Source organism: Pacificispira spongiicola (assembly GCF_012926505.1).
In the GTDB taxonomy this organism is placed as follows: domain Bacteria; phylum Pseudomonadota; class Alphaproteobacteria; order UBA8366; family Aestuariispiraceae; genus Pacificispira; species Pacificispira spongiicola.
Window position 1 is genome coordinate 314,628 of the sequence record NZ_JABBNT010000001.1, and the last position, 24,058, is coordinate 338,685.

The 24,058-nt window shown below is 60.2% G+C and carries 23 protein-coding genes; 9 read left to right on the forward strand and 14 right to left on the reverse strand.

Annotated features, from left to right (window positions below; genetic code table 11):
• Positions 1-7: 7 nt before the first annotated feature.
• Complete coding sequence (locus HH303_RS01520) at positions 8-2,923, reverse strand: HD domain-containing phosphohydrolase (protein ID WP_169623438.1); 2,916 nt, start codon at positions 2,921-2,923, stop codon at positions 8-10.
• 147 nt (positions 2,924-3,070) lie between these two features.
• A complete protein-coding gene (locus HH303_RS01525; RefSeq protein WP_169623439.1) occupies positions 3,071-3,436 on the reverse strand; it encodes a hypothetical protein in 366 nt (121 codons plus the stop codon).
• Between the two features lie 43 nt (positions 3,437-3,479).
• On the opposite strand from HH303_RS01525, the gene HH303_RS01530 reads away from it, so the two are divergent.
• Positions 3,480-4,553, forward strand: a complete 1,074-nt coding sequence (locus tag HH303_RS01530; RefSeq protein WP_169623440.1) for an RluA family pseudouridine synthase — start codon at positions 3,480-3,482, stop codon at positions 4,551-4,553.
• Here the strand turns inward: HH303_RS01530 and HH303_RS01535 are convergent.
• Positions 4,540-5,043 carry a PAS domain-containing protein gene (locus HH303_RS01535; protein WP_169623441.1) on the reverse strand — a complete coding sequence of 168 codons (504 nt, stop codon included), beginning with the start codon at positions 5,041-5,043 and terminating at the stop codon, positions 4,540-4,542. The genes HH303_RS01530 and HH303_RS01535 overlap by 14 nt on opposite strands.
• Positions 5,044-5,338: 295 nt before the next feature.
• On the opposite strand from HH303_RS01535, the gene rpoH reads away from it, so the two are divergent.
• Entirely contained in the window at positions 5,339-6,229 is an 891-nt protein-coding gene (rpoH, locus tag HH303_RS01540; RefSeq protein ID WP_169623442.1) for an RNA polymerase sigma factor RpoH, read from the forward strand.
• 64 nt (positions 6,230-6,293) lie between these two features.
• Here rpoH and HH303_RS01545 read toward each other — a convergent pair whose 3' ends face one another.
• From HH303_RS01545 to HH303_RS01575, 7 genes are all read right to left on the reverse strand, one after another.
• Complete coding sequence (locus HH303_RS01545) at positions 6,294-6,980, reverse strand: hypothetical protein (protein WP_169623443.1); 687 nt, start codon at positions 6,978-6,980, stop codon at positions 6,294-6,296.
• 23 nt (positions 6,981-7,003) lie between these two features.
• Positions 7,004-9,037 carry a protein kinase family protein gene (locus HH303_RS01550; RefSeq protein ID WP_169623444.1) on the reverse strand — a complete coding sequence of 678 codons (2,034 nt, stop codon included), beginning with the start codon at positions 9,035-9,037 and terminating at the stop codon, positions 7,004-7,006.
• Positions 9,038-9,131: 94 nt separating this feature from the next.
• Positions 9,132-10,424: an adenylosuccinate synthase gene (locus tag HH303_RS01555; RefSeq protein WP_169623445.1), complete on the reverse strand. Its 1,293-nt coding sequence runs from the start codon at positions 10,422-10,424 to the stop codon at positions 9,132-9,134.
• Between the two features lie 20 nt (positions 10,425-10,444).
• A complete protein-coding gene (locus tag HH303_RS01560) occupies positions 10,445-11,602 on the reverse strand; it encodes an ATP phosphoribosyltransferase regulatory subunit (RefSeq protein WP_169623446.1) in 1,158 nt (385 codons plus the stop codon).
• A gap of 99 nt (positions 11,603-11,701) precedes the next feature.
• The gene (locus HH303_RS01565; protein WP_169623447.1) at positions 11,702-12,811 is read right to left on the reverse strand and encodes an ABC transporter substrate-binding protein; all 1,110 of its coding nucleotides are present in this window, start codon (positions 12,809-12,811) and stop codon (positions 11,702-11,704) included.
• 48 nt (positions 12,812-12,859) lie between these two features.
• Positions 12,860-14,098, reverse strand: a complete 1,239-nt coding sequence (locus HH303_RS01570; RefSeq protein WP_169623448.1) for an NAD(P)/FAD-dependent oxidoreductase — start codon at positions 14,096-14,098, stop codon at positions 12,860-12,862.
• Between the two features lie 28 nt (positions 14,099-14,126).
• Positions 14,127-14,888 (reverse strand): class II aldolase and adducin N-terminal domain-containing protein, encoded by a 762-nt coding sequence (locus HH303_RS01575; protein WP_169623449.1) that lies wholly within the window; start codon positions 14,886-14,888, stop codon positions 14,127-14,129.
• Between the two features lie 185 nt (positions 14,889-15,073).
• On the opposite strand from HH303_RS01575, the gene HH303_RS01580 reads away from it, so the two are divergent.
• The 6 genes from HH303_RS01580 to HH303_RS01605 all read left to right on the forward strand — a co-directional run bounded on the left by HH303_RS01580 (position 15,074) and on the right by HH303_RS01605 (position 21,140).
• Positions 15,074-15,472: a VOC family protein gene (locus HH303_RS01580; protein ID WP_169623450.1), complete on the forward strand. Its 399-nt coding sequence runs from the start codon at positions 15,074-15,076 to the stop codon at positions 15,470-15,472.
• Between the two features lie 102 nt (positions 15,473-15,574).
• A complete protein-coding gene (locus HH303_RS01585) occupies positions 15,575-16,606 on the forward strand; it encodes a polyprenyl synthetase family protein (protein ID WP_319637273.1) in 1,032 nt (343 codons plus the stop codon).
• A 76-nt stretch (positions 16,607-16,682) separates the two neighbouring features.
• Complete coding sequence (locus tag HH303_RS01590; RefSeq protein ID WP_319637274.1) at positions 16,683-17,678, forward strand: lysylphosphatidylglycerol synthase transmembrane domain-containing protein; 996 nt, start codon at positions 16,683-16,685, stop codon at positions 17,676-17,678.
• Between the two features lie 32 nt (positions 17,679-17,710).
• Positions 17,711-19,294 (forward strand): glycosyltransferase, encoded by a 1,584-nt coding sequence (locus HH303_RS01595; RefSeq protein ID WP_319637275.1) that lies wholly within the window; start codon positions 17,711-17,713, stop codon positions 19,292-19,294.
• 4 nt (positions 19,295-19,298) lie between these two features.
• Entirely contained in the window at positions 19,299-20,051 is a 753-nt protein-coding gene (locus HH303_RS01600) for a class I SAM-dependent methyltransferase (protein WP_169623452.1), read from the forward strand.
• A 105-nt stretch (positions 20,052-20,156) separates the two neighbouring features.
• Positions 20,157-21,140: an isopenicillin N synthase family dioxygenase gene (locus HH303_RS01605; protein WP_169623453.1), complete on the forward strand. Its 984-nt coding sequence runs from the start codon at positions 20,157-20,159 to the stop codon at positions 21,138-21,140.
• Between the two features lie 49 nt (positions 21,141-21,189).
• On the opposite strand, the gene HH303_RS01610 is transcribed toward HH303_RS01605, so the two are convergent.
• A complete protein-coding gene (locus tag HH303_RS01610; protein WP_169623454.1) occupies positions 21,190-21,615 on the reverse strand; it encodes an organic hydroperoxide resistance protein in 426 nt (141 codons plus the stop codon).
• A gap of 78 nt (positions 21,616-21,693) precedes the next feature.
• The gene (locus HH303_RS01615) at positions 21,694-22,731 is read right to left on the reverse strand and encodes an alpha/beta hydrolase (RefSeq protein WP_169623455.1); all 1,038 of its coding nucleotides are present in this window, start codon (positions 22,729-22,731) and stop codon (positions 21,694-21,696) included.
• A gap of 145 nt (positions 22,732-22,876) precedes the next feature.
• Here HH303_RS01615 and HH303_RS01620 point away from each other — a divergent pair, with 145 nt between their 5' ends.
• Entirely contained in the window at positions 22,877-23,353 is a 477-nt protein-coding gene (locus tag HH303_RS01620; RefSeq protein ID WP_169623456.1) for a MarR family winged helix-turn-helix transcriptional regulator, read from the forward strand.
• On the opposite strand, the gene yidD is transcribed toward HH303_RS01620, so the two are convergent.
• Complete coding sequence (yidD, locus tag HH303_RS01625) at positions 23,332-23,571, reverse strand: membrane protein insertion efficiency factor YidD (protein ID WP_169623457.1); 240 nt, start codon at positions 23,569-23,571, stop codon at positions 23,332-23,334. The two genes, HH303_RS01620 and yidD, sit on opposite strands and share 22 nt — an antisense overlap.
• The gene (locus HH303_RS01630) at positions 23,564-24,028 is read right to left on the reverse strand and encodes an iron-sulfur cluster assembly scaffold protein (protein ID WP_169623458.1); all 465 of its coding nucleotides are present in this window, start codon (positions 24,026-24,028) and stop codon (positions 23,564-23,566) included. The genes yidD and HH303_RS01630 overlap by 8 nt, the downstream gene beginning before the upstream one ends.
• Positions 24,029-24,058 lie beyond the last annotated feature (30 nt).

Genomic DNA, 24,058 nt, shown 5'->3' on the forward strand with positions numbered 1-24,058 from the left:
CTAACGGTCAGCCGCCGACTTTTACCCTATAGTCGTCCGGATTGACCGCATCGACCTGTTCCGGCGGCATGTATTTCTCGGCATAGGATTCGTAGATTCGTGCATCCAGGAACAGGTTGAACAGGTCCGGGTCGATATGCCGATCCTTCACCATGAAGGTCATGATCTTCAGCGCCTCGGACAGTTTCTTGCCCTTCTTGTACGGGCGGTCCATGGCCGTCAGCGCCTCGAAGATATCGGCAATCGCCATCATGCGGGCGACGGGGGACATGTCGTCCTTGGTCAGGCCCTTCGGATAGCCGGTGCCGTCCATCTTTTCATGATGACCGCCCGCCAGTTCCGGAACGCTGCGCAAATGCTTCGGGAAAGGCAGTTTTTCCAGCATCTTAATGGTTTGGACGATGTGCTCGTTGATCTTGTAACGGTCCTCGTCCGTCAGTGTCCCCCGGCGGATCAGAAGATTGTGCAATTCCCCGCGATTGTAGAGAAGTTCCGGCACATCCATCTTGAAGCCCCAGGGATTGTCGCAGTCCAGCTTTTCCGTCTCGGGCCTTTCGAAACGGTGTTCCAACCGATCCGCCAGCAGGGGTTCCACAGCCGGCAGGCTTTTTTTCGGTTCCCGCTCCTTGCGGCTCAATTCCTCATGCGATACGCCCAGCCGGTCGTCGATCGTCCGGGTCCATCCCTTCTTAGCCAGATCGTTCAGACGCGACACCTGCTCGTCGGTCATGAATTCCCCACCGACGTTACAGGATGCGATGAAGGCAAAATCCGCATCCAGTTGCGCCAGTTCCTGTTCCAGCGCGGACCGCTTCTCATCACTGCCGCCGGATTCGGTAACGGATTTCAGATAGGCGATTTCCGCATCGCGCTTCATGACCTCGAACCGCATGCGGACTTCGTGGATACGGTCGTAGATCGTTTCCAGCTTCGTCGCCTTGTCGACAACGAATTCCGGCGTCGTGACCTTGCCGCAGTCGTGCAGCCAGGCGGCGACGTGGATCGCCTCCCAGTCGTCCTCGGTCAGGGAGAAATCGGCGAAGGGCCCGTCCGTCGACTTGTCCGCGGCGGCGGCCAGAAGTTTGGTCAAATCGGGGACGCGGGCACAGTGGCCGCCGGTATAGGGACTTTTGGCGTCGATCGCGCTCGCCGTCATCTGAATGAAGCTTTCGAATAGCTCCTTCTGCATCTCGATCAGCTGCCGCGCCTCAACCGTGACGGCGGCAGAGCCGGACAGAGCTTCGGTAAACCGTACCAAGGCCGGTTCCATTTCCGTCGTTTCGAACAACAGAAGGACACCGACCAACTCGCCCTGCCGGTTATACAGTGGCGCCGCCAGAAGGAAGCTGGGCGCATCGTCCATGACGGCCGCGATGTCCGGCAGACCGATCCTGTTCAATTCCAGTTCCGATGCCTGAGCGCTTTCCGCATGTTCGTCCGCTATCGACCGGATCAGCAGGCTATCCGTATTCGACAGCGCCACCGACGGTACCGATACGGGCAAGTCCCGCCGCGCGTCGAGACGCTGCGCCTGGGCTTCCAGATATTTCCCGTCCGGCGTCGTCAGATAGAGAATTCCCGCTTCGGTTTGCGTCGTCGCGATGATCTCATCCAACAGCCGGTCCAACAGCTTGTCGAAATCCTCCTCCGCCGCGACGGTACTGGTGATTTCCAGGAAGCGTCGGATCGTGTCCTGCATCATGGACGTCGCACGGGCAAGGTCCTCGATCTCCGCAATCGGCGTTCGGACCTCATCGGTTTTGCTGAAGTCGAAGCGGCGGATCGCCTCCGCCAACGCCTGTAGCTGGCGCAAGGGCTGTGTCACCCGCCCAGCGATATATATGACGAGGATAACGCCGACGATCAGCAGGACAATGAACAGAACCACGCCTTGCAGGACGAGGCGCGTACTTTCCGCGCGCAATTCCGACCGCGGGATGGTCATGGCCAGGACGAGATCGCGCCCGCCGCGGATCGGCACGGATTCGAACGCGACTTCCCAAACGTCTTCGCTACCCTGTTCCGTGAAGCGATTTTGCGCCGCCGCCTTTTGGCTTTGCCCGACAAAGCGATCGAACGCCCCATCGATACGCGGATCGTCCAAGGTATCGATACGGCGCGGCGCCGGACTGCCATCCGCCTTGATCGTCACGACCTTTTCCGGATCGGCATGGGCGACGATCTCTCCATTTCGAGTCAGAAGCATGATCTGGCTATGCGGAGTCGGACGGATGCCCGCCATCGCCTGCCCCAGGGTATTGAGGGTGATATCCGCGCCGACCACGGTGACAAGGTCTTCCGGATAGCTGCCCCGTCGTGCGACCGTCGTGCCGATTTCCCGCGTCGTGAAGAATAGATAGGGGTCGGTGGCGATAAGAGCGTCGACGCCCAGGGCCGCATTGTACCAGCCCCGCTTTCGGGGATCGTATTTCGTGTAATCGTCGCGTTCGTCGAATCGAATGACACGACCTTTTCTGTCGACAAAAAGGAAGTGGCCGGCAGCGTCCCCGCCCTCGCTTCGCTCCAGACTTTGGACGATATAGGCGGTCCCGTCGGGCGGATCGAATGTCTTCGCCAGATCCGGATCTTTTGGTAGCCGGCGAACAAGAAGGAAGTCCCCTTCCTCGTTCCCCACATAAACCGAGGTAATGTTTTCCGAAAGCTCCAGCCCACTGATCAACAGCGGCATCGCTTGAAGACGCCCCCGCAATGTCCGGGACCGCATCGCCGACGCGTTGGCGAGTTGCTCGACGATCGTATTGGCCGGGGCGAAGACGGCTTCCGTATGGGCAATGGCGAATTTCGAACCGCTTTTCAGGACACTTTCATTCGAACTGTCGACGATCTGGGTAATGCTGCGGTAGGCGACGAGGCCAAGGGCCAGACCGGTTCCTAAAAGCAGCACAACGAAAATACTGCTCAAATGCACCTGCAGCGTGTGCCTAAGCCTAAGCGCGCCCATAATTCCCCCAATGATAGAAAAACCGTAGCCCGGACAGGGCGCAGTTCTTACATTAGGGAATTAAATACAATATTAGTAAAAAATTAGTTATCGATGTTCAGCGACGACTTACTTTACGACAGCCGGATAGGGGTCGACTTCAAATAACAGCCCACCTCCGCTGTCATAGGCGCGAATGCGTTCCTGCCCATCGTCATCCAGAACATGCAAATAGAGGATACCATCCGCCGCCGTCATGCCGACAACGCGTCGGCCGGGCAGGTCCGCCAGGGCCGGGGTATTGGCCGCTTTGGCCGGTTCAATGGTTTGTGTGACGGTTTGCGGCACTTCCGACTTGCCTGTCCGTGTCATTAGGCCGTAAACGAGGCCGCCCAAGCCCAGGACGATCAAGACGCCCAAAAAGACGACGACAGCGACCAGCGCCTTATGATTGCTTGCCGGATGCTGTTCCGGTTCGGTGGGTTGGGCTGACATGGAAGCGATGACTCCGGCTCTTCAAGGCACTAAGGTGCAAACGATGAAATTCACCCCCACCGACCGCAATCCCGGCGCCGACAGCCCGCTTCCCGATCCCGATGACGATTTCGACGGGGCGGAGGACGGCAACGACGGCGATTTCGAAACGATCGAAGCCGACGCCACCCCGGAAGACGACGGTAAGCGTCTGGACCGTTTCCTGGCGGACCGTATCGACACCCTGTCCCGCAGCAGAATTCAAGCCTTGCTGAAGGACGGGCATGTCCGAACGGCAGAGGGCCGGACAGTATCCGAGGCCTCTGGCCGGGTCAAACAGGGAACCGTCTATCTGGTCGATCTGCCGCCCCCGGAACCGGCCTTGCCGGAAGCGCAGGATATCCCGCTATCGGTCGTCTACGAAGACGCGCATCTGATCGTGGTGGATAAACCTGCCGGGATGGTCGTGCATCCGGCGCCGGGAAACCGGGACGGCACCCTGGTAAACGCCCTGCTGCATCATTGCGGCGGCAGTCTTCAGGGGATCGGCGGCGTGTTGCGGCCCGGTATCGTGCACCGGATCGACAAGGATACGTCAGGCCTTCTGGTGGCGGCGAAGACGGACAAGGCCCATGCGGGGCTGTCGGAATTGTTCCATGAACACGATATCGACCGGCGTTACCTCGCCGTCGTCATCGGCGTGCCAGACCCCGTGCGCGGCACGATAGACGAAAATATCGGCCGTCATCCGACCGATCGCATCCGGTTTACGGTGGTCGGCCCGCATTCGGGAAAGCATGCCGTTACCCATTATACGACCCTGTCGCAGACCGATATGTCCGTCGCGCTGATCGAATGCCGGTTGGAAACGGGCCGGACGCATCAGATCCGCGTCCACATGTCCCATATCGGTCACCCTCTGGTCGGCGACCCGCTCTACGGCAAGGCATCCCGAACGCGGCGGGCGGCACTGACCAAACCGTTTCGTGAAGCCGTGGATGCTTTCCCCCGACAAGCCCTGCATGCCGGCGTTTTGGGATTCCGGCATCCGGTCACCGGCCAGGACTTGCATTTCGTTTCCCCGCCACCCCCGGATTTCGACGGCCTGATGTCCCAATTAGGGCTTAAGAAACCGTAACCTGGCTGATGATTCCATCGGCGATCCCGTCCCCGCGGAAAGATATCGGCAGGCGCACCGTCGACATCAGCGCATAATCGGGAATGTCCCAATCCACTGGGCCTGCCGCCAGACCGATACAGGGCCGCGTCACGATTTCACGGATAAATTCCAGGTCAGCGGCATTGTAATGGGTGGCATCGCTGCCTTCACCAAAACGTTCCTGCATGGTCTTTCCCGTCATTTCCAGACGGGTCAGTTCCGCAAGGTGCGATCCCCACAGCCGGAACCGGGCACGGGGCGCGACAGGGTCCAGAATTTCCAGGATCGTCAGCCAGCCCAACCAGGGTTTCAACTCTTCCATCTGAAAATCCGCGCGTGCCGGGACCGCGCCGTTCACGACCTTGCTTTGCCACAGGGCAACGAAACGATCGTTCCTAGGAAAGCAATCGCCAGGCGCGTCGAAAGGAAACAGGTCGTACCGCCAATCGTATCGTTCAAGCCAAGCCAAAGGATATCGCCCTATCCATCGTTCCCGTGTCGCAAAGCCGCATTTCGAAACATCCTCGACGCAGTTATAAAGGAATATCAAGACCACGCCATTGTCTTGGACCGGCCACAGTTCCGCCTCAATCCGGCAATAGCGTGAGACTTGGCCGATGCCATTCACGATTAGGTGATGAGGAAATCAGTCATATCCGTGCCTTTCGGTCTTGAATTGAAAGGTATAGAGTACCAAATCGGTCCTGTTAGCACCGGCAGGGAAAATCCGGTCTGACGCGGACCTAGTTGGGGAGAGACAGACAATGAGCAACACGGCGAATATCCCGGCCCTTACCCCGGAGGGCAACCTTCAGCGCTATTTGGATCAGATTCGTAAGTTCCCGATGCTCGCGCCTGAGGAAGAATACATGCTGGCGAAAAGCTGGCGGGAACATGGCGACCGGGAAGCGGCCCATCAGCTCGTGACCAGCCACCTGCGGCTCGTGGCCAAGATCGCGATGGGTTATCGCGGATACGGTCTGCCCGTGGCGGAACTGATTTCCGAAGGCAATATCGGGATGATGCAGGCGGTGAAGCGCTTCGATCCGGAACGCGGCTTCCGCCTCGCGACCTATGCCATGTGGTGGATTCGCGCCGCCATCCAGGAATACATCCTGCATTCCTGGTCCCTGGTTAAGATGGGGACGACCGCCGCGCAGAAGAAGCTGTTCTTCAACCTGCGCAAGATCAAGGGTCGCCTGCAGGCCTTTGACGAGGGCGACCTGCACCCCGAAACCGTGGCCAAGATCGCCCAGGAACTGGATGTTCCGGAACAGGACGTCGTGTCCATGAACCGGCGCCTTGCCGGGTCGGACAATTCGCTGAACGCCCCGCTGAGAGCGGATGGCGACGGTGAATGGCAGGATTGGCTGGAAGACGAAAGCGACAGTCAGGAAACCGTTCTGGCCGAAAGCGAGGAACTGACCCTGCGCCGCGACATGTTGTCGGAAGCCATGCAGGGGCTGAACGAACGCGAACGTCACATCCTGACGGAACGCCGTCTGAAGGACGATCCCAAGACTCTGGAGGATCTAAGCCAGGAATACGGGATCAGCCGTGAACGCGTCCGGCAGATCGAGGTGCGCGCCTTCGAAAAGCTGCAACGTGCGATGCGCAACAAGGCGATCGAACAGAACATGGAAATGGCGAGTTAAGGCTTAAAACTTTCTTGCCGAATACCAGGTATTTCGACGACCCCGGTCCTTTGTTGGATCGGGGTCAGTCAATTCTGCTGTTCTTCAACATTTCGGCGTCGGGATCTTCGTCTTCAATCTCGTCGTCTTCTTCCGGCGGCAGGTCGAACTCGTCCTCTTCATTCCCATCGACCTCCCCGGCTTCGGCGCGGGCAAGATCGTCCATCGGCGAATCCCGGCGGACCTCCTTCCCCCATTCCTTTTCCAGGGTCTTCTGCCGTTCGTGAAGTCCCTTGCGTTTCAGGTCCAAGGAAATGTCGAGATAGCGCAGCACCATGTCGGGAACCATGAAATGGATGCCCCAACCGACCCCCGCGGCGCCCAGAACGATCACCCAGTTGAACGGATCGCTCATCAGATCGAATGCCGTCGCCAATGTGCGGTCGCCCGCCCACAAGTCGAATGTCACGATCAATGCGCCCGCGAGGTTCGCCCAGGCCACCGTCTTCGTGGCATAGCGCCGGGGATGCGTATCGATGACATAGGCCACCCCGGTCGGCAGCATGGATACCGTGATCAGGATCGCCGTTTCGTAGAACAGGACGCAGGTCACCAACGAAAGGGCGATCGTCATGTAGTAAAATCCGGGGGACCGAGTCTTTTTCGCCGCGTCGGCGGTTGCCTTGGGCGCAGCGGTCGACGCCGCGGACGCCGCCGGACGACGCGCGCCGCCGATCTCGTCGACCAATCCCTGCTGCGGTGCCTTCGCCATACCCTTTCCTTCCGACCACGACCTTAAAAGAAACGGAAAAACCCGGACAAGGCCACCGCCGCAACACAACCCAGCAATGCCGCAGCATAAGCCAACTGACCGCCATATTCTTCCGACAAACGCTTCTTATTGTGAATGTCGGACATTACACCGATCAGTTCATAGGTCATCCCACGATATTCGCGGACGGCGCGTTCGAACGATTGATTGTCCTGCGACAGTTCCGCCGAATCCTCGACGATATCCAACAGATCCTTGATTTTACCGGATTTCGCCGCCTTGCGGATACGCGTCCTGATCTTATTCCGTCGTTCACGGCTATAGAACCGTTTGGTCGCCGGGTCCAAAGACACGGCGAGCGCATTGGTCAGTCCGGGGAAAGTGACGTTCCGGTGCAGCCCTTCTTGCAGCATGTTCAATATCCGCGCCTGAGCGATGCGGCCCTCGATGTCGTCGCCCGCGCGTTCGATATCCCGCAATTCGCTACCGACGGCGCGTTTGAAATGCGTTCCGATAAAGGCGGCGAGATGCCGGTCGATGAATTTCTGCGGCAGGTTGTCGCCATAGCACAACCGATCCAAGGCCGGCAGGACATGTTCGATCGTCGCCACATAGTCGCGTTCGAACTGTTCCGACTGACAGGGTAGATTGTTGTTCAACTCGTAAATGACGCGTTCGATACCGAAACCGAGACCGGTTTGCATAATCACATTCTTGACGCGCTCCATCCGGGTGACTTGGCGCATCGTATTGGGTTCCAGCGCACGCTGCTGTTCGACCCAAAACGCAACCAGCCCCATGGACAGCACCGACGCGAACAATGTCCGCGCGTCCCTGTCATTCGCAAACATGCCCAACAGGGTCGAACAGCCTTCCAATGTCGCGGAAAACGCCTTCAGCCGGATCGGCGCATGCGGGTCCATGGCAATCAACACACGCGCGATCAGCTTGTCCTGGTTATCGCTCGCCCCGGCCTTGGCGAGGTTTACCGCCTCGACCATGTCGTCTTCGCTTAGGGATCGGCGCAACCATGTATCCAGCGTGCCGCTGGTAACCAGAATCGCCGCCTGATCCCAGTTGTTGTGCATGGCATAGGCGATTTCCCGCGCGGTCCAGTATTCCGTGCCGCCGACGCCGAGAGACCGCGACCCCTTGCTGGGCATGGCCTGTTGCTTCGGAGACAGTCGCCGCCCGTTCAGCCACAGCGACAGATCATCCAGGGTCCAGCGTTCGGCAGGGTCATCGTTCAGCAAGCCGCGCAACGGTTCCATCAAGGTGAGGGACACGCGGTGATGCTGTACATACGCACCGTAGGTTCCCTGCTGCAGGCGCAGTTGGATTACCTCTTCATCCGTCTTGCCCTGTAACGGACAATGACCGGTCAACAGCGCCAGGACGGTCACGCCGAAACCGAACAGGTCGGCGGGAGCCCCACCCTCGCCCCGACCGGCGGCGGTTGCCATGGCAGAATCCAGCGGTTCGAAGACGACCGGGTTCGTCATACCCGCGGGAGACGACACGCAATCTCCCAACTGCAAATCGCGTCGGTCGGCACCGGACCAAAACAAATTGTCCGGACGAATCATCCGATGGAAGATTCCCAGATTGTGCATTTCGCCCATGACCTGGGCCATGGGCTCGATGAATGCCCTGGCGATGGCGTCTTCGGGAAGCGGCGCGAAACTTTTATCCAGGTTTTCCGTCACCCTGGGGCCACCTGGCCGTTCCATAATCACGACCGGGCAGCGACGCCCTTCCGGCGGCCAGTCGACGACGTCCCAATCCAATGTCCGGACAAGCGCGCGATTGTCGATCCGCCGCAGATTGGCGACGATGTCATGACGCGGCGGCAATTTCGGATCGCAGATCAGCGCATAGATGGACCGTTTTCCATCGCGCTTATGCACCGCGCTATAGGCCACGGCGGGTTGGGAGTCGTATTCCGGGAGCGGCTTCGCGGAATCGATATCATATCGATCGCGGACTTCGACGACACGCGCGGTAGATATGGTGGGTTCGGCGCCACCGCCGCCGCCACCGCTGACCTTCAATGCCATCCGACTGCCGCCCTTTCCCGCCTAAACCGTTCCCGCACCCGTCTCGGCTGCTATCACGATTCGAACCGTTCGAAAGGTCAGATCGGTCTAACCGTCAGCCTTCGAAGGGATCGTGCACCCGAATGGTATCGTCTCGTTCCGGGCTCGTCGACAGCAGCGCCACCGGGGTTTCGATCAGTTCCTCGATCCGACGGATATATTTGATAGCCGTCGCCGGTAGGTCAGCCCAGCTCCGGGCACCGTAGGTGCTTTCCTGCCAGCCTTCCATCGATTCATAGACCGGTTCGGCCCGCGCCTGCAGCGCGGTGGACGACGGCAGGTGGTCGTAGTCGCGACCGTCGATGCGATAACCGGTGCAGACCTTGATTTCGTCCAACCCGTCCAGCACGTCCAGCTTGGTCAGGGCGATACCACTGACGCCGCCGACCTTCATCGCCTGACGGACAAGAACCGCATCGAACCAGCCGCAGCGGCGTTTGCGCCCGGTAACGACGCCGAATTCACGGCCCCGTTCGCCCAGACGTTCGCCGATCGCGTCGGTCAGTTCCGTCGGGAAGGGGCCGGACCCGACACGGGTCGTATAGGCCTTGGTGATGCCCAGAACATAGCCGATCGCATTCGGGCCGGTACCCGATCCGGTCGCCGCCTGTCCCGACCCGGTATTGGACGACGTGACAAAGGGATAGGTTCCCTGGTCGACGTCCAGCATGATCCCCTGCGCGCCTTCGAACAGGATGCGCTCGCCCTTGCGGCGCATCTCGTCCAGTTTCTTCCAGACCACTCCAGCATAGGGCAGGATCTTCGGCGCGATTTCGTGCAGTTCCGACAGGACGGTTTCCGCCGATACGGTTTCAAGGCCCATGCCGCGCAGCAGCGTGTTGTGATAGGCCAGCAAGGCATTGACCCGGTCCATAAGCGTTTCGGGGTCCGCCAGATCGCAGACGCGGATCGCGCGGCGAGCGACCTTGTCCTCATAGGCCGGGCCGATGCCGCGACCGGTCGTGCCGATCTTCGCATCCCCGCGCGCCATTTCGCGCGCCTTGTCCAACTCGCGGTGCACCGGCAGGATCAGCGCGGCGTTTTCCGCGACCATCAGGCTCGACGGGGTCACTTCGACGCCCTGCTGCCGGATACGTTCGATTTCTTCCATCAGGGCCCAGGGATCGACGACAACGCCGTTGCCGATCACCGACAGCTTGCCCTTCCGCACGACACCGGAGGGAAGAAGGCTCAGCTTGTACGTCGTGCCGTCGATGACCAGGGTATGACCGGCATTATGGCCGCCCTGAAAGCGCACGACCACATCGGCGCGTTCGGAGAGCCAGTCGACGATCTTACCTTTGCCTTCATCACCCCATTGGGAACCGACCACCACAACATTCGTCATCGCAAAGAGCCTTTCAGTCCTTAGGCGTCATCGAGGGGAATTGGGTCCGCCCCCCGCATCGGATCGAAAATATGCGTGCATGCCAATCGGCGTGCTTCAGCCGCGACATCCGCTTCGGCGGAAAGGCCCGCCATCGTGCACCATCCCGCATCCCGAAGCGCGCGGCCCTGGGCAGGCGAGGTGCCGTGGGGCAGATAGACGGTTTGAACCTCTTCGGCCATCGGCACGGCGCGCATCACGGAATCCAGATACAGGGTAACCCCCGTCGCCGGTTCCCCAGCGGCACCCGCCGCATACCGTCCGCCGCGCCCCAGTTCCCCGCGCACCCCCTTGGAAAACAGGGTGAAGCTCAAGCCCGTCTGATACTCAAAACCACGATGTTCCACCGGGTCGACGGTGATGACGAGGCCCGGCGCGCTTTCGTCCAGAAGTTCCAGGACACGGGCGAGACGGTCTCGTTCCGCCGCCGCCATCGGGGGCAGATCGATCGCCAGCAGCTTTTCCATCGCGCGTTCCGCCGGACCGCAGGCATCCAACAACGCGCCCAGACGCAGGGCTGCGTCCCCGCCCAACGCCGCAACGTCATGGGCGTCTTTTCGGTCCAGGGCCAGCCGAGCCCGACGGCGGGTATCCTTGTCCAATCCCAGCGATTCGAACACCGACGGCACGACGGTGGGCAGGCTGATATCGACGGACAGGTCCTTCGCGCCGACACCGGACAGGGCGTCGATCGCGATTTCGATCAGTTCCGCATCGGCCTCGGGCGTGTCCGCGCCGATCAATTCGCAACCCGCTTGGGTAATTTGCCGTTCGGGGCGCAGCTGCGTGCCGCGAACGCGCAGGACAGGCCCGGCATAACACAGACGCAGCGGCCGCGGGGTACGGGTCAGGCGCGATGTCGCGATCCGCGCCACCTGCACCGTTATATCCGCGCGCAGGCCCATCATGCGTTGGGACACGGGATCCATCAGCCGGAAGGTGTGCGGCGCGGTCGGCGCCCCGACCCCATCGAGCAGACTGTCTTCGAATTCGACCAGGGGCGGATCGACGCGGCGGAAGGCCGAAGCTCGAAATCGTTCTATCAGGCCGTGCACCACGGACGCCTCGCGCGTGGCTTCCGGCGACAGCACGTCGCGCAAGCCATCCGGCAGCAGCATTTTCGATGGTCCGTCTGTCATGTCGGATCGTTCTGTCGGTTCGGGAAAGTGCCGCGGTTAGGTAACGGGTTTGACGGGCGGGGGCAAGCAATAGCGCATTTATGTGCGACGTCAAACCCGTCAGGAAGCGCCAGAACCCCGCCGACGGCGCGCACGATGCAACACAACGGCAAACACGACAAACGCCCCTGCGACCAAAACCAACCGAAGCACCCTCGGGTCGATCCCCTGGAACCACGCCGTGATCCCGTGATAGACGGGATCATCCATCGACAGGCCGGTCAGGTCGATCGGGCCGTCCACGATAAATCCCGCTTCCCGAAACACCTCTGCCATGTGGCGCCATCGCGCGGGATCGCTTGTCCCCAAAGGAATTCTATCTGGCTGAATCAGGTCCCGTGTTTCACGGGCCTCGAACAGAAGATGCGATCGGCTTTGATCTCGGCTGTAATCGGTCAGGATCAGGTCTACGATTTCTTCCGGATGCGCCAGGGCATATTCCCACCCGCGCAAGGATGCGTCCCGCATCGCTTCTACGATTTGCGGTTCACGCAGTAGAAACGCCTCCTGGGTGAAAAGGGTATCGCCGTAGAAATCGATCCCGACTTCTCGCGGCAGATGGACGGTATAGGCGATGCCGCGTTCCAACAGTCCGAACGGTTCGTCGGATATATACGCAGACAGCGCGCTTGCCTGCCCGTTTAATAACGGATTCAGCGAATGCGTATGCGGCAGGATTTCGACCTTTTCCGGATCCACCCCGGCTCGTGACAGGTAAGCGAACAGTTCCGCCGCCTGGGCTTCGATCATGATCTTGTGATTTTCGACGTCCCGGATGGATTTAATCCCGGACCCGTCGATGGAAACAATGGCCAGGGCAGAATGCTGAAAAATCGGGGCGACGACGACAAGCGGCGCGCCTTCTAATCGCGCTGCCACGATTTCCGCCGACCCCACGCCGAATTCCGAGTTGCTGCGGATCACCCGGTCCATGGAAGCATCGCCGACCTTGCCGGGGCGAATGTCAACGTCGAGCCCCACATCGCGGTAATATCCCAGCTTCTGCGCGGCATAGTACCCCGCAAACTGAAACTGGTGATGCCAGGGTAGTTGCAGGGTGACGCGATGAAGGGCGTCGGTTTCCGCGGGCAACGACACGCCCCAGACACAAGCCATGACGATGGCCGCGATCAGACCGTTTTGAACGGTGCAAAAACGTCTTGTGACCATCCGACGCCCCCTGAAACCAGCCGGTAAACAGGAGCGACCGCGTGCCGGTCAGCCCCCCTTCATCAATTTCCGGAGCGGCTGCGCCTCGTCCGCGAGGGCCGCCGGGTCCGGGTTGATTCCGCGTTCCATCATCATTTGCGCGACTTTGACTTCCTTGGCGATCGTCGATACCAGGCCGAACCCTGCGACGCCGACAAGCTTCCCGTCCGCAAGGCACAGGAAGACCAGCGAGCCGTCTTCGAACCGGCCGCGCACGATAACGCTGTCCGCCCGCGACGGCAGGCCCGCCGTCTGCAGTGTCCATTCGAACTGATCCGACCACAGCCAGGGAACCGGCGCATAAGGCTCCGGATGACCGCAGACCGACCGCGCCACGGCGCGCGCCTGCATATCGGCGTTCTGCCAGCTTTCCAGTCGAATACGTTCGCCATAGAACGGGTTGAATCCACGGGCGCAATCGCCTGTCGCATAAACGCCCTCACGGGCCGTGGCGCCGAATTCGTTGACCAGGATACCGTCTTCGCAGACAAGCCCCGCCGCTTCCGCCAGGGCCACCCCCGGGGCGATCCCGATTCCGATGACGATGCTGTCGGCGGGCAGGACGCTGCCGTCCTCAAACTTGACGCCCGTCACGTGATCCGTCCCTTCGAACCCGGCAATCCGCGCGTTCAGGATCGTTTTCACGCCTTTTTCTGCATGCAGCCGCGCAACCGCGTCCGCGACCTCAACCGGTACCGACCGACCCAGAATGCGCGGCGCACCTTCCAGAACGGTTACGTCGCAGCCGATCTGACGCGCGGTCGCGGCGGTTTCAAGACCGATAAATCCACCGCCGACCACGACGCAGCGCGATCCCGGTTTCAGGTCCTGTCCGAGACCGGCGCTGTCTTCGAAGGTCCGGACGACATGCACGCCGGGCAGATCGGCGCCGGGCAGCGGCAACCGCTTCACGACGCCGCCCGTGGCGAAGACCAAGGACCCGAAATTCAGGCTGGACCCATCGTCCAGGGTCACCGACTTCCCATCAAGATCGACCGACTGCACGGTAACACCGGTGCGCAAATCGATTTTCTTTTCCGCAAAGAAATCAGGGGCATAGAGAGTGCATTCTTCCGCGGGCTTGTCGCCCTTCAGGACGGCTTTGGAAAGCGGCGGGCGTTCATAGGGGGCGTGCTTTTCCGCTCCGATCAGAACAATCTCGCCCTCGAACCCTTCCTGACGCAGCAAAGCGGCGGTACGACCGCCGCTTTGACCCGCGCCGACAATAACAACCCTGTCGGTACTCATCCGCTATGTTACCCCCTTCGGTCCTTTATCAGGAGCGGTATCCCGGCTCCTCTTCATCCAAAATATCGCGCAGCGCGGCGAAGTGCTTTTCGCAGGCGCCCGGATAGTTTTCCCATTGCTGGGCGGTCTTTTCCGCGACTTCCGGGCTCGCGACATTCAATTCGCGCCCCGTCGAAAGCGCGGTGATCAACGTTTCGCAGGCCTTTTCGAAATAGTAAAGTTCGTCGAAGGCTTTGGCCACCGTTTCTCCCACGGTCACGACACCGTGCTGGCCCAACAACAATACCGACCCGTTCCCCAGCGTCGTAGACAGGCGTTCGGCCTCGTCGCCCAGACCCATCCCGTCGAACCCGGTATCGACCGCAATCCGGTTATAGAACCGCATCGTGTTCTGGTCGATCGGCGGCATGGACGTGTCTTTCAACGTGGCCAGGGCCAGGGAATATTTCGAATGAACGTGCAGGACACAGCGCGCCTGCGGATTGTTCCGGTGCATCGCCGAATGAATGGCGAACGCCGTCGGGTCGATCGTATCGCCCAGGCCTTCCGGGTTTTCTTCCTTCGCGTTCAGCAGCAGAAGGTCGCTGGCGCGCATCCGCGAGAAGTGGCGGCCATAGGGATTGACCAGGAATTCCGTCCCGTCGTCGGAAACGGCCAGACTGAAATGGTTCGCCACGGATTCATGCATGTTCAGCCGCGCCGTCCAACGGAAGGCACAGGCCAAATCCTCACGCTCCTGACGGTAGTCCAGCGTGCCTTCGCGGACTTCGGACAGGGATGTTACGGACATGTCGGGAAACTCCTCTATTCGGTGCGTGATACACTCGCTAAAGTCCATGATCGGACCTTCCTGGCGAGACCGATGAGACTATGCGCCGACGCACATAACGGCAATTGTCATGAACCGACAAAATTGGATCGCTTCAGTCGGAAAAAAGCAACAAACGGCATCCCGTTTCATTTTGGAGGTTTCGGATGTTCAGTCACGTCACCCTCGGCACCAATGACCCGGCCCGGGCCCGACCTCTTTACGACGCCCTCTTTGCAGTGCTGGGACGCCCCCTGTTCTTCGAAAGCCCGGACGGCGACTTCTTTGGGTACGGCACCGCCGCCGGGCGCCTGTTCATCTGCCGCCCCTTCGACGGCAAGCCGGCGAGCATCGGCAATGGAACCCATGTTGCGTTGGATGCCCCGACCCGGCAAACAGTCCGCGACGCCCATGCCGCCGCCATCGCGGCCGGAGCGCGGGACGAAGGGTCGCCCGGCGAACGCCCGCACTATCACGAACACTATTATGGCGCCTATTTTCGCGATCTGGACGGGAACAAGCTGCAAGTCGTCTGCCACCTACCGGTTTCACAGGCGGGCCCCTGACGCTGCAGTGCGACACAGCACTGCTTGACCGGACTAGATCGACCGCTATTTTGGGGCCGGTACGGGCGCGTTGCCCGACAACAGTTTCGGGGGATTACAGGCGTGGCGACCATCCTGCCGCTGAACGATAAGCGGGCACAGTCAAAATCCGATGCGCCACCGGCGCTCGATACGCTTCTTGCGCTCGTCGAATCCGACCTGAAAAAGGTCAATCAACATATCGTCGACAATATGAAGAGTCCGGTTGCGCTCATCCCGCAATTGGCCGGCCACCTGATCGCCGCGGGCGGTAAGCGCTTGCGTCCGGTGATGACGCTGGCGGCGGCGCAGCTCTGTAATTACAACGGCGACCGGCATATCGGTCTGGCCGCCTGCGTCGAATTCATTCATACCGCGACCTTGCTGCATGACGACGTCGTGGACGAAAGCGATCTGCGCCGTGGGCAGGCCAGCGCCAATGCCATATGGGGTAACGAAGCTTCCGTCCTCGTCGGCGACTTCCTGTTTTCGCGTGCCTTCCAACTGATGACCGCCGATGGGTCGCTGGATGTTCTGCGCATCCTGTCCGACGCATCCGCCGTGATCGCGGAAGGCGAGGTCCTGCAGTTGATGACCGCGAACGAACCGACGACCAGCGAGGAAGCCTATCTGGACGTGATCCGATCCAAGACGGCGACCTTGTTCGCGGCCGCAACCCAAATCGGCGCCGTTGTCGCCGACCGACCGAAAGCCGAAGAGGAAGCGCTGGAAAGCTACGGCATGAATCTGGGCATCGCGTTCCAATTGATTGACGATGTTCTGGATTATTCCGCGGATCAGCAGGCGCTGGGGAAAACCGTCGGCGACGATTTTCGCGACGGCAAGGTGACGCTGCCCGTCATCCTGGCCTATCGCCGGGGTGACGACGCGGAACGGGATTTCTGGAACCGCACGATCGCCAACCAGGATCAAAAGGACGGCGATTTGGACGAGGCCATGCGCCTGATGACCGCGCATGAGACACTGTCCGACACGGTCGAACGAGCACGCCATTATGGCAGCATCGCCCGCGACGCGCTGGGAATTTTCCCGAACAGCGAGGTCAAAACCGTCCTGATCGACCTGATCGACTTCGTGATCCGCCGCGCTTACTAAGATTGCCATTGCTCGGGGAAGCGGCTATTCACGCGCGGGTCGATTACCCGGCATTCGGAATCTGGGGCTAGATTCGGTGGCAACATCCCATCAGTACCAGAAAATATTGCTCGTCCTGGCGAAAGTCGCCGTGACGGTGGGGCTGTTTGTCCTAATTGCCCGTAAGATCGACTTTGCAGATATCGGCGAACGTCTGATCGCGGCCGATATCCTGCTGCTGACGCTTGCCGTCGGAATCATCTTTCTTCAGGTCGTTTTGAATGCCGAACGCTGGCGGCGGCTGCTGTTTCTGGACGGCGTGCGTGCGCCCTATGCCATATCATTCCGTTACTATCTGGAAGCAATGTTCTTTAATCAGGCCCTTCCGGGCGCTGTCGGCGGTGACGTGCTGCGGGTCTATCGCATTCGGCGCTGGTGCGACGGGCTGGGACAGGCGGTGAACAGCGTGATCCTCGATCGGCTTACCGGTTTGTTCTCGCTGTGCGTGTTGATTGCCTTGGGCCTGCCATTGCTGGTTAGCCGCATTGGCGATACCGGTTTGATCCCCGCGCTCGCGATGATCGCGGGACTGGGTGGGATCGGGTTAGTCGGCTTGGTTCTCATCGCCCGCATGTCGGAAAATGGTCGTGGCGGGAAGCTGCGCGGGGCGATCATTCGGTTCGCCCGCATGGCAGACCGAATGATCCGGCGGCCGAGTCAGTCAATTCCAATTCTGGCTCTCGCCGTACTGACTCAGGTCCTGAGCGTTACCGTCGCGTATATCTCCGCCAGAGGTTTAAGCCTCGAGGTGTCTTTCACCGATTGCTTGATCGTGATACCGACGACCATTCTGGTAGCGACACTCCCTGTGTCCTTGGGTGGATGGGGGGTTCGCGAGGGGGCGATGGCCTCCGGCTTTGCCTTGATCGGCCTCGATCCGACGGGCGGGGTGGCCCTTTCGGTCGTATTGGGTTTGCAACTTGTTGTCGTCGGTCTTATCGGCGGCGCCGTTTGGCTCCTGGGGGGCGCGGTGCGAGTATCGGAAGAGGCTGAAGCGGAAGCGGAAGCAGCGGTCTTTCGCGAAGGAGAGTGACGTTGGCTACGAAAGCGACTGGAAAGAAAGCGGTGTCGAAGAAGGCTCCCGTAAAGAAGGCCCCCGTAAAGAAAGCGGCTGTTAAGAGTGCGGCGGCAAAAGCGGCGGCGCGATCGGCCCCTCGTAAGGTCCCGGCGCGAGACGGTTGGAAGGAAGGCCTGTCGGCGCGCAAGGCCGCCATCCTGTCCCATATCGACGGTATCGCGACCCAGCGCGACCGCTGGCGGGATCGGAATTCCGGTTTCTATGCCGACGATATGAATTTCCTGAAATTCCTGATTCCGGAAGGGGCGCGTATTCTGGACCTGGGCTGCGGCACCGGATCGCTATTGGCCGGACTGAAGCCGTCCTATGGCATGGGCGTAGATTTTTCCGCGAATATGATCGACGTGGCGCGCGCCAACTATCCCGAAACGGAGTATCCGGAACTGCAATTCCGCGTCGGCGACGTGGAAGCGCTGAAGCCCTTGAAGGACGATCTGAAAGGGCCGTTCGATTTCATCATCCTGTCGGACACTCTGGGCTTCGTCGACGATTGCCAGGCCCTGTTGGAGCAGTTGCATGATCTGTGCGACGAAGAAACTCGGATCGTCATCGCCTATTACAGCCATCTGTGGGAACCGCTGCTGCGCACGGGCGAGGCCCTGGGCCTGAAAATGCCGCAGCCGGAAGTGAACTTCCTGAGCCCGGCCGACATCGCCAACATCCTGTCGCTTGCCGATTTCGACGTCATCAAGACCGAGTGGCGCCAGATCGTTCCGACCCGCTTGTTCGGGATCGGCACCGCCATCAACCGTTTCATCGGCACGCTACCGCTGATCCGGAAATTGAGTCTGCGCCACTTCATCGTCGCCCGATCGTTCCGTAAGGCGAAACGCAAGAGTCTGTCGACCACGGTTCTGGTTCCCTGCCGCAACGAAAAAGGCAATATCGAAAGCGCGATCACCCGATTGCCGCGCTTCTGCGACGATTTGGAAGTCCTGTATGTCGAGGGTAACTCCTCCGACGGGACGTTCGAGGAATGCGAACGCGTCCGCGATCATTACGCCAAGCCGGAAAACGGCGGCTGGGACATCAAGGTGTTCAAGCAGCCCGGCAAGGGGAAGGGCGACGCGGTCCGCAAGGGTTTTGACGAGGCGCGCGGCGATGTGCTGATGATCCTCGACGCGGACCTGACCATGCCGCCGGAAGAATTGCCGAAATTCTATGACGCCATCGCCGGCGGCAAGGGGGAATTCATCAACGGATCCCGCCTTGTCTATCCGATGGAAAAAGGCGCCATGCGCTTCCTGAATTATTGGGCGAACCGGACGTTCGCCATGATCTTCTCCTTCCTGCTAAACCAGCGGTTCACCGATACGCTGTGCGGCACGAAGGTCCTGACGAAGGCCGATTATCAGAAAATTCAGGCGGGCCGATCCTATTTCGGGGAGTTCGACCCCTTCGGCGACTTCGACCTGATTTTCGGGGCGGCGAAGCAGAACCTGAAGATCATCGAAATCCCCATGCGCTATGCCGACCGCACCTATGGCGAACCGCAGATCAGCCGGTTCCGCGACGGCTGGCTGCTGCTGCAAATGGTTGTCTTTGCTTGGCGTAAGCTGAAGGCATTCTGATCCGATGGATGATACAGTCGACCCACGCCTGCTGGCCCATGCCGACGTTTGGGGCCGCAAGGCGAGCCTGCGCGCCGTTTATGGCGATTATTACTTCCGGATGCTTGGCGCCCTGCCGCCGAAGGGCAAGTATCTGGAGATAGGGGCAGGATCGGGGCACAGCCGGGATTTCACGAAAGGCCGGGACATAACCCGATTGGACATCCTGCCCGCGCCCTGGGTCGATACGGTAGCGGATGCCCAGTCCCTGCCCTTCCCCGACGAGAGCTTCGACGGGATTTTCCTGCTGGACGTGCTGCATCATCTGGCGGAACCGCGGAAATTCTTCGAGGAAGCCGCTCGCGTCCTGCGACCCGGCGGACGGATTGCCATGATCGAACCGGGGATCACGCCGATCAGTTGGTTGTTTTACAACTATCTGCATGAGGAGCCGGTGGACATGATCGCCGACCCTTTGGCCGATCAGCACTACGGCGCCGACAAAGACCCGTTCGACTCCAACCAAGGTATCCCGACGCTGCTGTTCCGCCGTCAGGAACACCGCATCGCCTTGTCGGAAGCGGTTCCGGCCCTGCGAACCGTCGACCGGCAATGGTTGAGCCTATTCGCCTATCCCCTGACCGGCGGCTTCAAATCATGGTCTCTGATTCCGGCGGGACTGGCCGATTTCCTGGTCCGTTTGGAAGATCGGCTGCTTCCGGCACTCGGCCTGCTGATGGCGTTCCGCCTGTTCGTCGTGATGGAAAAACGCCCGTAACCGGGAAAGCGTCGGCGTAACCGGTCCATCGAATCTTCCTTGCCAATTGAATCGTCTGGCCGCAAAGTCATTCGTATACATATGAATGTCTGAGGGTGTCAGTCCATGAGCGCCGAAATTGTGCACCTCGATGATCGCCTGAAAGCGGAACGACAAGACTTCGACCGTATCCCCATCGTCGACCTCTCCGCCCTTCGAAGCGGGGAGGATCATGCTGAGGCCGTTTCCGGACTGCGTTGGGCGCTGGCCAATGTCGGTTTCCTCTATGTGAAGGGACATGGTGTCTCCGACGCGCTGGTCGAACGGACCTTCGAGGCGGCGCGTCAGCTCTTCGCTCTTCCGGACGAGGAGAAGATGGCAATCCATATCTCCAAATCGGGGGAGGCGTTACGGGGCTACACCGAGTTTGGCGGAGAGAACACCAATCCCGGCATCACCCGCGACTTGAAAGAAAACTTCGATGTGGGCCTGACCTATCCGGGGCTGACCGGCCCGTTTCAGGGCGAGAACCAATGGCCGGCCTTGCCGGGGTTCCGGGAAACGACGGAAGCCTATTTGCAGGCCATGCTCGACACCGCCGTGCTGTTCCTGGAAGGCGTCGCGCTCAGTCTCGATCTGGATCGCGATTTCTTCAAGCCCAAGATGACCCAGCCGATGATGATCCAGCGAATGATCCATTATCCCAGTCAGGCGGGTCAGATCGACGAAAGTTCCATCGGCATCGGGGCGCATACGGATTACGGACTGTTGACGGTCCTGGCACAGGACAATGTCGGCGGTCTACAGGTCCTGAACCGCAAGATGCAATGGGTGGAAGCCCCACCGATTCCCGGCACCTTCGTGATCAATATCAGCGACCTGATGCAGCGGCTGACGAACGATACCTATCTGGCGAACCTGCACCGCGTGGTGAATGTATCCGGGCGCCAGCGCTATTCGCTACCCTGTTTCGTGGATTGCAACGCGGACGCGGTGATCGAACCGCTGCCGCAATGTATCGATGGCGACCACCCGTCGGCCTACGGCCCCATCTCCGCCGGGCAGAACAAGCTGAACCGCTACGCCGCCAGTTTCGCGCATTTGAACTAGAAAACCCGGCCCCATCGAAAGGGACCGGGTTTCTAGCACCTTACCGTCTTTAGAGAACGGTCAGCTTCACATCGATATTGTTCCGGGTCGCGTTCGAATAGGGGCACACTTGGTGGGCTTCCGCCACCAGGGCTTCCGCCGCGTCCCGATCCAGGCCCGGTAGGTCGATGTCCAGGGCAATCTCCAATCCGAAGCCGCCCGCGTCACGCGGTCCGATCCCGACATGGGCGGTCACCGTCGTTTCCGGGTCGATTTTCGTCTTCGTCTGGGACGCGACGAACTTCATCGCACCAAGGAAGCACGCGGCATAACCTGACGCGAACAACTGTTCCGGATTGACGCCGTCTCCCCCGGCACCGCCGAGCTCCTTCGGCGTGGTCAGCTTGACGTCAAAACTTCCATCCAGCGTGCCGGAACGGCCGTCGCGGCCACCATTCGCTTTTGCGGACGTACGATACAGAACGTTAACAGACATGATCTTTCTCCTCATTTGCCTAGGTAAAAGGGGAATGCGCGGTATGAGCCTTCCCCTATTGTCGGTACGGCGGTTCGATCAGTTGCCGACCGGGGTTTCGAAAACAGTGTTCAGAAAGGCCGCGGCTTGGTCGATCGCCGCGCGTGTCGCCGGTGTTCCGGACAAGGCGTTCAGCATCACGAAGTCATGGATCGTTTCATTATACCGGGTCGCGGTGACGGTTACGCCTGCCTGAGAGAGTTTTTCGGCATAGGCTTCCCCTTCGTCGCGCAGCACATCGTTTTCCGCCGTGATAACCATGGCTGGGGGCAGGCCCGACAGTTGATCCAGGCTTGCGTTCAGCGGCGAGACATAGCGGTGTTCGCGTTTCTTCTCATCTGTCAGATAGGCATCCCAGAACCAGGCCATTGCGGGTTTGGTCAGCCACGGGCCATTGGCGAATTCCGAATAGGACCCCGTATCCATTCCGGCGTCAGTTACCGGATAGAAGAGCAACTGTCCTGCAAGGTCCGGCCCCTGACGTTCCTTCGCCAGCAGTGTGATCACAGCGGCCATATTGCCGCCGACACTGTCACCGCCGACCGCAATCCGCGCCGGATCGATGCCGAATTCAGCCGCGTTTCGCGCGACATATGCGGTCACGGCGTAATCCTGCTCAATCGCCGTCGGGAAACGATGTTCCGGCGATCGTTCATAATCTACGAAGACCACAGCGGCTTGTGCCCCGTCGGCAATATCACGAACCAGCCGGTCATGGGTCACGGTATCGCCCATCACCCAGCCGGCGCCGTGGAAATAAACGACGCCCGGTAACACACCGTCCACGCCTTTCGGACGGTAGATGCGGATTTTCGTCGAACCGGTCGGACCGACCGCCAAGATCCGGTCTTCGATATCGACAGCGGGCGCGGCAACCGGACCGGACTGGACGGAAACCAGGACGTCGCGTGCCGCCTCCGGGGTCAACGTATAGATCGGGGGCGCCCCCGCGAGGTCGGCCAGGAATTCCTCGGTTTCAGCTTCAAGGATCGGATCGGCGTGGGCGATAACGGACACACCTGCGGAGGTGCCCAATACCAATGCCAAGGCGGTAAGCGAATTTCGAACTTTCAACATGTCACTCTCCTTTCGATCTTCAATTGATTTTAATCGTTTACGATTTCATCGTACACGATCTAATTAATGCACCACCCAACCGTTGTCAAGCGCTTGCGATTAGATCGCACGCGATTTATATATCGTGCCGAGAAAGGAGATCGAAATGCCGCAAGATTATTCGGGGCCAGATAGCGTTCGGAATTTGGAAGAGCTGCTCTGTTTCGCCGTCTATTCCGCCAATCACGCCTTTAATCGGGTCTACAAACCGCTGCTCGATCGATTGGGCCTGACCTATCCCCAGTACCTCGTACTCATCCTTCTTTGGGAAGAAGACGATCGGACGGTCGGTAGCCTGGGCCGGAAATTGTTCCTGGAATCCAATACCCTGACCCCCCTGCTGAAGCGAATGGAGGGCATGGGACTGGTGGAACGCCGACGGGATCCCGAGGACGAACGACAAGTGCGTATCCGGTTGACCGGCAAAGGCCGTGCACTGCGGGATCAGGCGGCCGACATTCCGCGCTGCATTCTGGAAGCCAGCGGGATGTCTATCGACGCGCTTCAAGGAATGAAAACGGAAATCGATTTTCTGCGCGACAATCTCGACGCCGCAATCCGTCAGTCCGGGACGGGATCGTAACCGGACCCGCCCCAGGGGTGGCAGCGCAGGATACGGCGAAGGGCCAGTCGGCCGCCCTTCCACGCACCGTGACGCTGAATGGCCTCTATCCCGTATTCCGAACAGGTCGGCAAATACCGGCAGGATCTGCCCAGGAAGTACGACAGGGTATAGCGGTAAAGATAGATCAGCCCGATCAGCAACCACGCCGCCGGTCCGGGTTTCCGCGCCTCAGGCATTATCGGCGCCTTGACGCTCCGCCAGGACGGTATCGATTGCCTGCACCACCGCGCGAAAGGGGAGCAGGATGGAGGCGTGGCGGGACTTATGGGTTTTCGCGGGCTGCAGTACCGCCAGATCGGCCCATTTTCCCGTCGGCGGATCGCCGTCGCGTTTCAACATGGCTGCCACCGCGTCCAGCACATCGGCCAGTTCCGACCGGTCGCAGCCCAGGACATGCGCTTTCAGGATCGCCGCCGACGACTGCCCCAGGGCACAGGCCCGCACCTGCTGACCGAATTCCGCGACGCGCCCCTCCTCGTCCAGCACGACATCGACCCGAATGCGGCTGCCGCATAGAGGGGAATCGACCTGCGCGGTCGCCTGCGGTTCGGGCAGGCGGTCATCCTTGTTCAGGCCACCGGCCAAACCGAGAATGCGTTCGTTGTAGAGGGCTTCATACCCCGTATTGCTCATCAACGACCCCTTGTTGCGGATACCCGACGT

Bases quoted from the DNA above. Each gene is read 5' to 3' on its own strand.
- HH303_RS01525 (WP_169623439.1), bottom strand. From the start codon at position 3,436: ATGTCAGCCCAACCCACCGAACCGGAACAGCATCCGGCAAGCAATCAT.
- HH303_RS01530 (WP_169623440.1), top strand. From the start codon at position 3,480: ATGAAATTCACCCCCACCGACCGCAATCCCGGCGCCGACAGCCCGCTT.
- rpoH (WP_169623442.1), top strand. From the start codon at position 5,339: ATGAGCAACACGGCGAATATCCCGGCCCTTACCCCGGAGGGCAACCTT.
- HH303_RS01545 (WP_169623443.1), bottom strand. From the start codon at position 6,980: ATGGCGAAGGCACCGCAGCAGGGATTGGTCGACGAGATCGGCGGCGCG.
- HH303_RS01550 (WP_169623444.1), bottom strand. From the start codon at position 9,037: ATGGCATTGAAGGTCAGCGGTGGCGGCGGCGGTGGCGCCGAACCCACC.
- HH303_RS01555 (WP_169623445.1), bottom strand. From the start codon at position 10,424: ATGACGAATGTTGTGGTGGTCGGTTCCCAATGGGGTGATGAAGGCAAA.
- HH303_RS01560 (WP_169623446.1), bottom strand. From the start codon at position 11,602: ATGACAGACGGACCATCGAAAATGCTGCTGCCGGATGGCTTGCGCGAC.
- HH303_RS01565 (WP_169623447.1), bottom strand. From the start codon at position 12,811: ATGGTCACAAGACGTTTTTGCACCGTTCAAAACGGTCTGATCGCGGCC.
- HH303_RS01570 (WP_169623448.1), bottom strand. From the start codon at position 14,098: ATGAGTACCGACAGGGTTGTTATTGTCGGCGCGGGTCAAAGCGGCGGT.
- HH303_RS01575 (WP_169623449.1), bottom strand. From the start codon at position 14,888: ATGTCCGTAACATCCCTGTCCGAAGTCCGCGAAGGCACGCTGGACTAC.
- HH303_RS01580 (WP_169623450.1), top strand. From the start codon at position 15,074: ATGTTCAGTCACGTCACCCTCGGCACCAATGACCCGGCCCGGGCCCGA.
- HH303_RS01600 (WP_169623452.1), top strand. From the start codon at position 19,299: ATGGATGATACAGTCGACCCACGCCTGCTGGCCCATGCCGACGTTTGG.
- HH303_RS01605 (WP_169623453.1), top strand. From the start codon at position 20,157: ATGAGCGCCGAAATTGTGCACCTCGATGATCGCCTGAAAGCGGAACGA.
- HH303_RS01610 (WP_169623454.1), bottom strand. From the start codon at position 21,615: ATGTCTGTTAACGTTCTGTATCGTACGTCCGCAAAAGCGAATGGTGGC.
- HH303_RS01615 (WP_169623455.1), bottom strand. From the start codon at position 22,731: ATGTTGAAAGTTCGAAATTCGCTTACCGCCTTGGCATTGGTATTGGGC.
- HH303_RS01620 (WP_169623456.1), top strand. From the start codon at position 22,877: ATGCCGCAAGATTATTCGGGGCCAGATAGCGTTCGGAATTTGGAAGAG.
- yidD (WP_169623457.1), bottom strand. From the start codon at position 23,571: ATGCCTGAGGCGCGGAAACCCGGACCGGCGGCGTGGTTGCTGATCGGG.
- HH303_RS01630 (WP_169623458.1), bottom strand. From the start codon at position 24,028: ATGAGCAATACGGGGTATGAAGCCCTCTACAACGAACGCATTCTCGGT.